Annotated in this window: 12 protein-coding genes; 5 read left to right on the top strand and 7 right to left on the bottom strand. The window is 70.2% G+C overall.

Annotated features, from left to right (window positions below):
• Positions 1–85 precede the first annotated feature (85 nt).
• Positions 86–706, bottom strand: a complete 621-nt coding sequence (gene ctaE, locus JE024_RS25520) for an aa3-type cytochrome oxidase subunit III (RefSeq protein WP_205375825.1) — start codon at positions 704–706, stop codon at positions 86–88.
• Positions 707–887: 181 nt separating this feature from the next.
• On the opposite strand from ctaE, the gene JE024_RS25515 reads away from it, so the two are divergent.
• Positions 888–1,289, top strand: a complete 402-nt coding sequence (locus JE024_RS25515) for a DNA-binding transcriptional response regulator (RefSeq protein ID WP_187740085.1) — start codon at positions 888–890, stop codon at positions 1,287–1,289.
• A gap of 133 nt (positions 1,290–1,422) precedes the next feature.
• Here the strand turns inward: JE024_RS25515 and JE024_RS25510 are convergent, their stop codons facing one another.
• The 4 genes from JE024_RS25510 to ctaC form a co-directional block, all read right to left on the bottom strand.
• Positions 1,423–2,679 (bottom strand): L,D-transpeptidase, encoded by a 1,257-nt coding sequence (locus JE024_RS25510; RefSeq protein ID WP_205375824.1) that lies wholly within the window; start codon positions 2,677–2,679, stop codon positions 1,423–1,425.
• 120 nt (positions 2,680–2,799) lie between these two features.
• Positions 2,800–3,198, bottom strand: coding sequence for a cytochrome c oxidase subunit 4 (locus JE024_RS25505; RefSeq protein ID WP_205375823.1), 399 nt, complete (start codon positions 3,196–3,198; stop codon positions 2,800–2,802).
• On the bottom strand, positions 3,195–4,934 hold the full coding sequence (gene ctaD / locus JE024_RS25500) for an aa3-type cytochrome oxidase subunit I (RefSeq protein ID WP_205375822.1): 1,740 nt from the start codon (positions 4,932–4,934) through the stop codon (positions 3,195–3,197). Before ctaD ends, JE024_RS25505 begins: the two co-directional genes overlap by 4 nt.
• Positions 4,931–5,902 (bottom strand): aa3-type cytochrome oxidase subunit II, encoded by a 972-nt coding sequence (gene ctaC / locus JE024_RS25495; RefSeq protein WP_205375821.1) that lies wholly within the window; start codon positions 5,900–5,902, stop codon positions 4,931–4,933. The genes ctaD and ctaC overlap by 4 nt, the downstream gene beginning before the upstream one ends.
• Positions 5,903–6,262: 360 nt before the next feature.
• On the opposite strand from ctaC, the gene JE024_RS25490 reads away from it, so the two are divergent.
• Entirely contained in the window at positions 6,263–7,648 is a 1,386-nt protein-coding gene (locus tag JE024_RS25490) for a cysteine desulfurase/sulfurtransferase TusA family protein (protein ID WP_205375820.1), read from the top strand.
• Positions 7,649–7,696: 48 nt separating this feature from the next.
• Here JE024_RS25490 and JE024_RS25485 read toward each other — a convergent pair whose 3' ends face one another.
• Complete coding sequence (locus tag JE024_RS25485) at positions 7,697–8,671, bottom strand: carbohydrate kinase family protein (protein ID WP_205375819.1); 975 nt, start codon at positions 8,669–8,671, stop codon at positions 7,697–7,699.
• A 128-nt stretch (positions 8,672–8,799) separates the two neighbouring features.
• Between JE024_RS25485 and JE024_RS25480 the strand changes: the two genes are divergently transcribed.
• Both JE024_RS25480 and JE024_RS25475 read left to right on the top strand, forming a co-directional pair.
• On the top strand, positions 8,800–9,006 hold the full coding sequence (locus JE024_RS25480) for a hypothetical protein (protein ID WP_147990222.1): 207 nt from the start codon (positions 8,800–8,802) through the stop codon (positions 9,004–9,006).
• 79 nt (positions 9,007–9,085) lie between these two features.
• Entirely contained in the window at positions 9,086–10,564 is a 1,479-nt protein-coding gene (locus tag JE024_RS25475) for a hypothetical protein (protein WP_205375818.1), read from the top strand.
• Between the two features lie 71 nt (positions 10,565–10,635).
• Here JE024_RS25475 and JE024_RS25470 read toward each other — a convergent pair whose 3' ends face one another.
• Positions 10,636–10,992: a HesB/IscA family protein gene (locus tag JE024_RS25470; protein WP_205375817.1), complete on the bottom strand. Its 357-nt coding sequence runs from the start codon at positions 10,990–10,992 to the stop codon at positions 10,636–10,638.
• Between the two features lie 252 nt (positions 10,993–11,244).
• Between JE024_RS25470 and nadA the strand changes: the two genes are divergently transcribed.
• Positions 11,245–12,432: a quinolinate synthase NadA gene (gene nadA, locus JE024_RS25465; RefSeq protein WP_205375816.1), complete on the top strand. Its 1,188-nt coding sequence runs from the start codon at positions 11,245–11,247 to the stop codon at positions 12,430–12,432.
• Positions 12,433–12,442 lie beyond the last annotated feature (10 nt).

Here is a 12,442-nt window from a genome sequence, read left to right as displayed (position 1 = left end):
ACCCCGGTGTCAGGATCTTCTGCGTCGATGCTTCTGGACTGTGTCTGCTTCAGGCGGTCCGCTTCGTGGCGGCCGCCCGCGCCGATTACTTGATCATGTAGATCGTGGCGAAGAGGCCGATCCAGACGACATCGACGAAGTGCCAGTAGTAGGACACGACGATGGCGGCGGTTGCCTGCTCGTGGGTGAATCTCCTGGCCGCGTACGTCCTGCCGAGTACCAGCAGGAAGGCGATGAGACCGCCTGTCACGTGCAGACCGTGGAAGCCGGTGGTCAGGTAGAACACGGAGCCGTACGGGTCGGACGAGAGGGAGAGCCCCTCGTGCTTGACCAGCTCGGTGTACTCGAAGACCTGGCCTCCGATGAAGATCGCACCCATCACGAACGTGATGATGAACCACGTGCGGAGCTTCTTCACATCGCCCCGCTCGGCGGCGAAGACGCCGAGCTGGCAGGTGAGGGAAGAGAGCACCAGGATCGTGGTGTTGGTAGCCGAGAACGGGAAGTTCAGCGTGTCGGCCTTCTCGGCCCAGAACTCGGCACCCGTCACCGATCGCAGGGTGAAGTACATCGCGAAGAGGGCCGCGAAGAACATCAGCTCGGAACTCAACCAGATGATGGTTCCGACGCTGGTGAGGTTCGGTCGATTGACCGACGGGTGCGCGTGCCCGGTTTCTACTGTCGTTGCTGTCGCCACGACCGACATTATGTCGGTCGCTTATCCCGCCCTCACTCCGGGGGGTGCCGTTCGGTGTGTTGGTGCCCCCCACCGGGAACGGGAGCCACCCCGAACGGCCCATCGAAGAGCTGTCCGAACCGGTGTTGACAGCGAGTCGGGAGGAGTAGCATCCGCGGCACAAGCCCTGTTCGTACGAGGCGGAGGAACCATGCAGTCGAGCGCCACGGTCCTGGTCTACAGCGACGACGCGAACACCCGCGAGCAGGTGCGGCTGGCCGCGGGACGCAGGCCGGCGGCGGACGTCCCGCCGGTGACGTTCGTGGAGTGCGCGACGCTGCCCGCCGTCCTGGCGGCGCTGGACGCCGGGGGCGTCGACGTGTGCGTGCTGGACGGCGAGACGGTGCCCGCGGGCGGTATGGGGGTGTGCCGGCAGATCAAGGACGAGATCTTCGACTGCCCGCCCGTGCTGCTGCTGATGGGGCGCCCCCAGGACGCCTGGCTGGCCACCTGGAGCCGCGCCGAGGCCGCGGTGACCCTCCCGGTCGACCCGGTCGAGTTCCCGGAGGCCCTGGCGGCCCTCCTGCGCGACAGGCTCTCCCTGGACGCGTGAGACGCCCCGGCGAGCGAGCCGAAGGGGCGCCGGCGGTGCCGAAAGGGAGAACGCGCGGAGGTCCCGAGGTACGAGGGACCGAGCACGATCGACCGTCGACACCGCCTTCAGCGCCCCGGAGGCGAGCCGAGCCCTAGACAGCGGGCCGCAGGCGGGCGGTGGTGGCGGAGGGGCCGGTTTCCTCGGGGGTGGCGCCGCTGAGGGCGCTGCCCTCGCGCCACTTGTCCCAGGAGAGGTTCCAGTCGCCGAAGCCGTTCCCGAACGTGTCCATCATGTTGCCGAAGCTGTTGACGACCTGGACGATGTCGCCGGGGCGGACGGTCTCGAAGAACCACTCCGCGTTCGACGTGGACATCCCGGTGCAGCCGTGGCTGACGTTCGCCGAGCCCTGCGATCCGACGGACCAGGGCGCGGCGTGGACGTATTCACCGCTCCAGGTGACCCGGGTGGCCCAGTAGACGGGCAGGTCGTAGGACTCGGAGCTGCCTTCGGCGATGCCGATGCTGGTGCCCCGCATCCGGACGAACTGCTCCTTGGCGAGCACCACCTTGACGCCGTTGCGGGTGTCGAAGCCGGGCTTGCCGGTGGTCACCGGAATGGTGTTGATCACTTCGCCGTTGCGCTTGACGACCATCGAGTGGGAGCCGGCGTCGGTGATGGCCTCGATGCGGTCGCCGATGGTGAGCTTGAGGGCCTTGGAGCTGCCGCCGTAGAGCTTCCCGGCCACCTTGACGCCCTTGAGGTTGCTGGAGGCGGTGACGGTCGCTCCGGCGGGCCAGTAGTCCTTCGGGCGGTAGTGGAGGAGCTTGTCGTCCACCCAGTACCAGGAGCCCTCCACGGCGGGCCTGGAGCCGACCTTGAGGGCCCGCTCGACGACCCGCCGGGCCTTCTTGTCCTTCACCGCCATGCTGAGCTTGGCGGTGATCGGCTGTCCCACGCCGTAGGTGCCGGCCTCCGGGCCGAACTCGGCGGTGAGGAACCGCTTGGCGGGGGTGGTCTCGAAGGTGAGGACGCGTACGCCGGGGGCGCCGTCCTCGTCCTCGGTGGAGACCCGCATGGTGTAGCGGGCGCCGGCGGCCAGCGGGGCTGTGGAGCGCCAGCGGACGCCGTCGGCGGAGAGTTCGCCGGCGAGTCGGCGTCCGGCGTCGTCCGTGACGGTGACATCGGTGATCCGGCCGCTGTCACCCTTGGCGGTGACTTCGAGCGGCTTGTCCGGGTCGACCTTGCTGCTGCCTGCCTTCGTGTTGAAGGAGACCTGTCCGGCGGCGTCGAAGGGCTGCGCGGACAACGGGTTCTCGTCGGGCTCGCCGCATGCGGTCGCGACCGTCCCGAGGGTCACGGCCAGCACGATGCAGCTGACGACGGTGCGGAAGTGCGGCGTGTGGTTCATGAGCACACGCTATGAACGCCTGTCAGGCGCGGCGCGCTGAATGACTCCAAACGAGGGGCCCGGATCCACCTTCTTGGAGTGAAGGGGACCCGGGCCCGAACGCCGTGTCGCTACGCGGTGTTACTGGTTCTGGTTCTCACCGCGGTAGTACTCGAACACCCAGCCGAAGAGGCCGATGAGGAGCAGCGGCAGCGAGAAGTAGAGCAGCCACCACCCGATCGCCACGCCGAGGAAGGCGAGCGCACCGCCGATCGCCAGCGAGAGCGGCTGCCAGCTGTGCGGGGAGAAGAAGCCGACCTCGCCGGCCTCGTCCGCCACATCGGCTTCCTTGTCGTCCTGGGCCATGGCGTCGACGCGCCTGGCCGTGAAGGCCAGGTAGTAGCCGATCATGACCGTCAGACCGAAGGACAGGAAGAGTGCGGTGGTGCCGACCGGCTCCTTCGCCCAGACGCCGTACAGGACGGCGACGGCCAGGATGAAGAGGCTCAGCCACAGGAACATCTTGCCCTGGATCTTCACTTGCTCTCCTCCTTGCCACCGGCGGTGACGCCGGCGGGGACGCCGCCGTGCTCGAGCTCGTCGAGCGCCGCGATCTCCGGGTGGTGCAGGTCGAACGCCGGGGATTCACTGCGGATGCGGGGCAGCGTGAGGAAGTTGTGCCGCGGGGGCGGGCAGGACGTCGCCCATTCGAGCGAACGGCCGTAGCCCCACGGGTCGTCGACCTCGATCTTCTTGCCGTACTTGGCCGTCTTCCAGACGTTGTACATGAACGGCAGGATCGACAGGCCCAGCAGGAACGAGCTGATCGTGGAGATGGTGTTCAGCGCGGTGAAGCCGTCGGCGGCCAGGTAGTCGGCGTACCGGCGCGGCATGCCCTCGGCGCCCAGCCAGTGCTGGACGAGGAAGGTGCCGTGGAAGCCGATGAACAGCGTCCAGAAGGTGATCTTGCCGAGCCGCTCGTCCAGCATCTTGCCGGTGAACTTCGGCCACCAGAAGTGGAATCCGGCGAACATCGCGAACACCACGGTGCCGAAGACGACGTAGTGGAAGTGGGCGACGACGAAGTACGAGTCGGAGACGTGGAAGTCCAGCGGCGGCGACGCCAGGATGACGCCGGTCAGGCCACCGAAGGTGAAGGTGACCAGGAAGCCGATGGTCCAGAGCATCGGTGTCTCGAAGGACAGCGATCCCTTCCACATCGTGCCGATCCAGTTGAAGAACTTCACACCGGTGGGCACCGCGATGAGGAACGTCATGAAGGAGAAGAACGGCAGGAGTACGCCGCCTGTCACATACATGTGGTGCGCCCACACCGTCACCGACAGACCGGCGATCGCGATGGTCGCGCCGATCAGGCCGATGTAGCCGAACATCGGCTTGCGGGAGAAGACCGGGATGATCTCCGAGACGATGCCGAAGAACGGCAGCGCGATGATGTACACCTCTGGATGGCCGAAGAACCAGAAGAGGTGTTGCCACAGCAGTGCGCCGCCGTTGGCCGCGTCGAAGACATGGGCGCCGAACTTGCGGTCGGCCTCCAGCGCGAAGAGCGCCGCGGCCAGCACCGGGAAGGCCAGCAGGACCAGCACACCGGTCAGCAGGACGTTCCAGGTGAAGATCGGCATGCGGAACATCGTCATGCCGGGCGCGCGCATGCAGATGATCGTGGTGATGAAGTTGACCGAGCCGAGGATCGTGCCGAAGCCGGAGAAGGCCAGACCCATGATCCACATGTCGGCGCCGACACCCGGCGAGCGGACGGCGTCCGACAGCGGGGAGTAGGCGAACCAGCCGAAGTCGGCCGCACCCTGGGGGGTGAGGAAGCCGGCCACCGCGATCAGCGAGCCGAAGAGGTACAGCCAGTACGCGAACATGTTCAGCCGCGGGAACGCCACGTCGGGCGCGCCGATCTGCAGCGGCATGATCCAGTTCGCGAAACCGGCGAACAGCGGCGTCGCGAACATCAGCAGCATGATCGTGCCGTGCATCGTGAACGCCTGGTTGAACTGCTCGTTCGACATGATCTGCGTGCCGGGACGGGCCAGTTCGGCGCGCATGAAGAGCGCCATCAGACCGCCGATGCAGAAGAACACGAACGACGTGACCAGATACAGCGTGCCGATCGTCTTGTGGTCGGTGGTGGTCAGCCACTTCACGACGACGTTGCCGGGCTGCTTGCGCCGGACGGGCAGCTCGTTCTCGTACGAGTCCTCAGCTGCGTCGGCGGCACCCTGGGGTTCGTTGAGGATGCTCACAGTTGGTTCTTCTCCGCATTCCTGGCCGGGTCCGTCTGCTCAATGCCCGACGGGATGAAGCCGGTCTGCCCCTTCTCGGCGAGCTCCTTCAGATGCTGCTGGTAGCGCTCCGGGGAGACGACCTTGACGTTGAAGAGCATCCGGGAGTGGTCGACGCCGCAGAGCTCGGCGCACTTGCCGAGGAAGGTGCCCTCCCGGTTGGGCGTCACCTCGAACACGTTGGTGTGCCCGGGGATGACGTCCTGCTTGAAGAGGAAGGGGACGACCCAGAAGGAGTGGATGACGTCGCGCGAGGTCAGGATGAACCGGACCTTCTCCCCCTTGGGGAGCCACAGCGTCGGGCCGGGGTTGCCGGTCTGCGGGTTCCGCGTGCCGGGGATGCCGGCGTCGTAGACGCCCTCGGCACCCTCGGGGAAGTCGTCGCCGTACTTGTCCGGAATCGCGTTCAGTTCCTTCTGGGCCTGAGCGTCTCCGGTGGCGGGGTTGCCGTCCACGTCCTCCAGGTAGTTGAAGCCCCAGCTCCACTGGTAGCCGACCACGTTGATGGTGTGGGCGGGCTTGTCCGAGAGGGCGAGGATCTTCGACTCGTCGCGGGCGGTGAAGTAGAAGAACACCGACACGATGATGATCGGAACGACGGTGTACAGCGCCTCGATGGGCATGTTGTACCTGGTCTGAGGGGGAATCTCGACCTTGGTACGGCTGCGCCGGTGGAAGAACACGCTCCACAGGATCAGGCCCCACACCAGCACGCCCGTGACGAGCGCTGCCGCCCACGAGCCCTGCCAGAGGGAAAGGATCCGCGGTGCCTCTTCCGTCACCGGGGTGGGCATTCCGAGGCGGGGGAAATCCTCCCAGTTGTATGAGCAACCGGAGGCGGTAGCCAGGATCAGGCCCGCAGTCAGCACCTGCGGCAGCTTCCGCCGCATCGGGCGCCGCGACGAGCGGTCGGAGCCGTTGGGACTCACGTAGCGCCTTCCCGAGAGTCTCGGCCCGCGCGGCCGGGCTGCGGCCGTCTCGCTGGTCGGTCGCCGGCCCTGACGCGGGCAGGGGTTTGGATGTTTATGCGGACCAAACCCTACTGGACGCTATTTGGGGTCGCGCGGGGAGGGTGCCCAACGCGCCGTCCAACACCCCGAAGGGGTGTCGTGCCCGGCGGCGCAGGGGGCGCGGGGGTCCGGAAAGCCACCGGAATGCCCCACTCCGGGGGTGGTCTGACGGCCCCTCGTCCGGCGCGCCCGGGTGCGCCGGACGGCCGCCCCGGGCCGCCCGGGCGGGAGCGGCCGCCCTGCGGCACCTGGGCACCGCGGCGGCGTTAGCGTGATGGCGTGCCCTACTTCGACGCCGCATCATCCGTCCCGCTGCACCCCGTCGCACGCCAGGCCCTCCAGGCCTCGCTCGACGAGGGCTGGGCCGATCCCGCCCGTCTCCACCGCGAGGGGCGGCGCGCCAGACTGCTGCTGGACGCCGCCCGGGAGGCCGCGGCGGAGGCCGTCGGCTGCCGCCCCGACGAACTCGTCTTCACTCCTTCGGGGACGCACGCGCTTCACGCCGGCATCTCCGGCGCCCTCGCGGGCCGTCGGCGTGTCGGACGGCATCTGGTGGTCTCGGCGGTGGAGCACTCCGCCGTGCTGCACCACGCCGCGTCCCTCCGGGCCGGGGGCGGGACGGTCACCGAGGTGGGCGTCGGACGGGACGGCGCCGTCGGTGCGGAGGCGTTCGCCGCGGCGCTGCGCGAGGACACCGCGCTCGCCTGCCTCCAGTCCGCCAACCACGAGGTCGGCACCCTCCAGCCCGTGGCCGGGGCCGTCGCCGCCTGCCGGGAGGCGGGCGTGCCGCTGCTCGTCGACGCGGCGCAGTCGCTGGCGTGGGCGGCGGTGCCGGACGGCTGGTCCCTGCTGACGGCGAGCGCGCACAAATGGGGCGGACCGCCCGGGGTGGGGCTGCTCGCGGTGCGCAAAGGGGTCCGGTTCGCGCCCCAGGGCCCCGCGGGCGAACGGGAGTCGGGGCGCTCCCCCGGGTTCGAGAACATCCCGGCGGTGGTCGCGGCGGCGGCCTCGCTGCGGGCGGTGCGCGCGGAGGCCGCCGCGGAGGACGCCCGGCTGCGGGAACTGGTCGACCGGATCAGGGCGCGGGTGCCGGAGCTGGTGCCGGACGTGGAGGTGGTCGGCGACCCGGTGCGGCGGCTGCCGCATCTGGTGACGTTCTCCTGTCTCTATGCCGACGGGGAGACCCTGCTGCACGAACTGGACCGGGAGGGCTTCTCCGTCTCCTCGGGCTCCTCGTGCACGAGCAGCACGCTCACCCCGAGCCATGTGCTGCGGGCGATGGGGGTGCTGTCGGAGGGCAACGTCCGCGTCTCGCTGCCGGCCGGGACGCGTGCGGCGGACGTGGAGCGGTTCCTCGAGGTGCTGCCGGGCGCGGTGGCGCGGGTGCGGGAGCGGCTGGGCGCGCCGGTGCGGGAGGCGGAGGACCGGGCGGCCGGAGCCGGGGCCGGTTCCTCGCTGACGGTGGACGCGGTGGGCCGGCTCTGCCCGGTCCCGGTGATCGAGCTCGCCAAGGTGATCGGCGACGTGCCGGTGGGCGGCACGGTCACCGTCCTCGCGGACGACGAGGCCGCGCGGCTGGACATCCCCGCGTGGTGCGCGATGCGCGGGCAGGAGTACGTGGGCGAACCGGAGCCGGGGACGTACGTGGTGCGCCGGCTGGTGTAGCCGGCGCACCGGCTCCCGCCCGGGGCGCGCGCCCCGGGCGGGAGGGGGTCAGGCCAGGTGTCCGCGGACCTCGGCGGCCGCCTCGTCGCCGTAGGCCTTGGTGAAGCGGTCCATGAAGTTCGCGCGGCGCAGCGTGTACTCCTGGGTGCCGAGGGTCTCGATCACCAGCGTCGCCAGCATGCAGCCGACCTGGGCCGCGCGCTCGTGGCCGACGCCCCAGGAGAGTCCGGAGAGGAACCCGGCGCGGAAGGCGTCGCCGACGCCCGTCGGGTCGACCTTGGCCTCCTCGTCGGGGCAGCCGACCTCGATCGGGTCGGCGCCGGCCGCCTCGATGCGCACGCCGCGCTTGCCGAGGGTGGTGACCCGGTGGCCGACGCGGGAGAGGATCTCCTGCTCGTTCCAGCCGGTCTTGGACTCGATCAGGCCCTTCTCGTACTCGTTGGAGAAGAGGTAGGCGGCGCCGTCCAGCAGTATCCGGATCTCGTCGCCGGACATGCGCGCGATCTGCTGCGAGAAGTCGGCGGCGAACGGGATGTCCCGCGAACGGCACTCCTCGGTGTGGCGGAGCATCGCCTCGGGGTCGTCGGCGCCGATCAGCACCAGGTCGAGGTCGCCGACCCGGTCGGCGACCGACTTGAGCTCGATCAGGCGGGCCTCGCTCATGGCGCCGGTGTAGAAGGAGCCGATCTGGTTGTGGTCGGCGTCCGTCGTGCAGACGAAGCGGGCGGTGTGCAGGACCTCCGAGATACGGACGGACGCGGTGTCCACGCCGTGGCGGTCGAGCCAGGCGCGGTACTCGTCGAAGTCCGAGCCCGCGGCGCCGACCAGGACCGGGCCGGTGCCGAGCTGGCCCATGCCGAAGCAGATGTTCGCGCCCACACCGCCCCGGCGGACGTCGAGGGTGTCGACGAGGAAGGACAGGGACACCGTGTGGAGCTGGTCGGCGACCAGCTGGTCGGCGAAGCGTCCGGGGAACGTCATGAGATGGTCGGTCGCGATGGAGCCGGTGACGGCGATACGCACGGTGATGCGCTCCTGGGGAGGGCTGACAGTGACAGTCCACGCTACCGGGTCGCGCCATCCGGCCATGTACGGAAACTACCCGATAGTAGGGCTTTTTTCCTTCGGTGATCGATGCGTACGGTGCGGCTATGACGAAGCAGATCGCCGCGCGCGAGTCGCGGGAGTCCGAGATGAGCCTGGCCCAGCTGCGGGGCGACTGCGCCCGCATGGCACCGCACTGGGTGGTCCCCGCGGTCCAGGCACCGGCGCCGGTGCCGCCGTCCCTGATCCACGGTGTCGTCGTGCCCCCCGCGTCCGCCCGGCTCGTCGACGCGATGTCCGTCTACGGCGACTGATCCCGGGGAACCGCACGCCCCCCTGCCCCGTCTCATCCGTGCCCTCCGGCGCAGGAGGCAGGAGACAAGGAGCGATGCGGTGAGCAGCACGGAGAAAGCGCACGACGGTCCCCGCCGGCGGTCCCCGCTCGTCGTCGCCTCGGTGGTGGCGGCGGTGCTGGTCGCCGGCGGGGGCGGGGCGTACTTCGCGGCCGCCGGATCCGGCGGCGGCGACGGCACGGCGGGCGGCAGGAGCGGGACCGGGGAGGACGCGGGCCCCGCTCCCCTGCTCGCCCTGGACACGGCGGGCGGCGGCATCGCCCCCGGCGAACCGGACCCGAACGGCCGCGGTGTGGTCTACCGGGCGTCCGGCGAACTGCCCGACGGGCCGGGCCGGGCGGCCGTCCGGACCGCCACGGGCTCCGTGACGGCGGACGAGGTCGCACGGCTGGCGAAGGCACTCGGCATCGCGGACGCGCCGCGACTGGAGGGCACGGCCTGGAAGGCCGGGGCGCCCCAGGACGGCTCGGGCCCGGTGCTGGAGGTCAACAAGGAGGCCCCGGGCACCTGGACGTTCCAGCGCTTCGGCGCGGCGCCGAGCGGCGACGACTGCCCCCGGGCGAAGCCGTGCCCCGACGGCGGGACGCCCGGCGGCGACCCGGGCGGCGCGGTCTCCGAGGCGGTGGCCCGCAAGGCGGCGGCCCCGGTGCTGGAGGCGGCCGGCCAGGGCGGCGCCGAGCTGCGCGCGGGTCAGCTCATGGGCGCGGTCCGGGTGGTGAACGCCGACCCGGTGATCGACGGGCTGCCGACGTACGGCTGGTCGACCGGGGTGCAGGTCGGCCCCGACGGGCAGGTCGTCGGCGGCAGCGGCCGGCTGAAGGAGCCGGCGCGGGCCCACAGCTATCCGGTGGTCACGGCGGACGCGGCGGTCGAGGCGCTCAACGAGTCCTCGCGCGGTGACGGCCGGATCGGCATCGGCGGGTGTGCGACACCCGTGCCGCACCAGGACGAACTGCGCCCGGACGCCGAGCCGCCGGCCCCCGGCAAGCCGGTGCGGCCCGACGCGCCCTGCGACGTCAAGGACGACCGGACGCCCACCGGGCGGCTGACGATCACCGAGGCCGTCTTCGGGCTGGCCGCGCAACAGGTGGACGGCCGGCCGGCGCTGGTGCCGTCGTGGCTGTTCCAGGTGAAGGCCGAGAGCGGGGGCGACCCGTTCACCCTCGCGCGCACGGCCGTGGAGCCGCAGTACGTGAAGGCGGACGAGCCGCCGGCCCGGGAGATCCCGCGGTCCGGGGACCCGGACGGGGTCCCGCCGCTGCCGGGGACCTCGTACACGGCCGACGGCAGGACCCTGACGGTGACCTTCTGGGGCGGGGTGTGCGACACCTACCGGGCCGAGGCCGCCGAGAGCGCGGGGAAGGTGACGGTCGAGGTGACGGTCGTCGATCCGGATCCGGACCGGGTCTGCATCGCCGTGGCCGAGGAGCAGTCGGTGAAGGTGACGCTGGACGCGCCGCTGGGCGGGCGCACGGTGGTGGACGCGAGCAACGGCAAGGAGCTGCCGCTGCGGAAGTAGCGCTCCACACACGCCGAAGGGCGGCGTCCCCCGCGGGGGACGCCGCCCTTCGGCGTGTGTGGAGCGGACGACTAGCTGAAGGAGTCGCCGCAGGCGCAGGAACCCGTGGCGTTCGGGTTGTCGATGGTGAAGCCCTGCTTCTCGATGGTGTCGACGAAGTCGATCGAGGCACCGCCCAGGTACGGGGCGCTCATGCGGTCGGTGACGACCTTGACGCCGTCGAAGTCCTTGACGACGTCGCCGTCGAGCGAGCGCTCGTCGAAGAAGAGCTGGTACCGCAGGCCGGAGCAGCCGCCGGGCTGAACGGCGACGCGCAGCGCGAGGTCGTCGCGGCCTTCCTGGTCGAGCAGGGCCTTGACCTTGCCCGCGGCGGCGTCGGACAGGAGGATGCCGTCGCTGACTGTGGTCTTCTCGTCCGATACGGACATCTGCTTCTCTCCCGGGTTGTACGGAGACTGCTTGCCGACGATTGCAACCGGCGTGGCCGCGGATTCATTCCGGAGCCGGGGTCTTTCCCTTTTTCATGCTCGCACACCGGCCCGGCGCGGGGTACCGCCGCGGCGGGGAGGGGGTGCGTCACATCGACGCTATGGCCGTCGTCAAAGTGACGTGAAGCGGTTATGATAGATAGCGTCATATAGACGAGAAGTCTCCTGTCAGACGAAGAAAGGGTGCGTGTCGTGACCACCGCCCACACCATCACCGAGCTCGACGTCCAGCCGTCGCCGCTCGCCCTCCTGCTGCTCGGCCGCGAGGCCGACCCCCGGAGCGAGCGCGGCGTCGAATGCCCCGGCGACCTGCCCTCCCCCTCCGACCCGGACCTGGTGGAGCGCGCCCGCGCGGCCAAGGAGAAGCTCGGCGACAAGGTCTTCGTCCTGGGACACCACTACCAGCGCGACGAGGTCATCCAGTTCGCCGACGTGACGGGTGACTCCTTCAAGCTGGCCAGGGACGCGGCGGCCCGCCCGGAGGCCGAGTACATCGTCTTCTGCGGCGTGCACTTCATGGCCGAGTCCGCCGACATCCTCACCGGCGACGACCAGAAGGTCGTGCTGCCCGACCTCGCGGCCGGCTGCTCGATGGCCGACATGGCGACGGCCGAGCAGGTCGCCGAGTGCTGGGACGTGCTCACCGAGGCCGGCGTCGCCGAGCAGGTCGTGCCCGTCTCCTACATGAACTCCTCCGCCGACATCAAGGCGTTCACCGGCAAGCACGGCGGCACCATCTGCACCTCGTCCAACGCGAAGCGGGCGCTGGACTGGGCCTTCGAGCAGGGCGAGAAGGTCCTCTTCCTGCCCGACCAGCACCTCGGGCGCAACACCGCGGTCCGCGACATGGGCATGTCCCTCGACGACTGCGTCCTGTACAACCCGCACAAGCCCAACGGCGGCCTGACCGCCGAGGAGCTGCGCGGCGCGAAGATGATCCTGTGGCGCGGGCACTGCTCGGTGCACGGCCGCTTCTCGCTGGAGTCGGTGAACGACGTGCGCGAGCGGGTGCCGGGCGTCAACGTGCTGGTGCACCCCGAGTGCCGCCACGAGGTCGTCGCGGCCGCGGACTTCGTGGGCTCGACCGAGTACATCATCAAGACGCTGGAGGCGGCCCCGGCCGGCTCGAAGTGGGCGATCGGCACGGAGCTCAACCTGGTCCGGCGACTGGCGAACCGTTTCGCCGGTGAGGGCAAGGAGATCGTGTTCCTGGACCGGACCGTCTGCTTCTGCTCGACGATGAACCGCATCGACCTGCCGCACCTGGTGTGGACCCTGGAGTCGCTGGCCGAGGGCAACCTGGTCAACCGCATCCAGGTCGACCAGGAGACGGAGAGCTTCGCGAAGCTCGCGCTGGAGCGGATGCTGGCGCTGCCGTAGGACGTCGGCA

The organism is Streptomyces zhihengii (genome assembly GCF_016919245.1).
Classification (GTDB): Bacteria; Actinomycetota; Actinomycetes; order Streptomycetales; family Streptomycetaceae; genus Streptomyces; species Streptomyces zhihengii.
The sequence above is the reverse complement of the archived record's forward strand: the minus strand, read 5'-3'. Positions and strand labels throughout refer to the sequence as shown.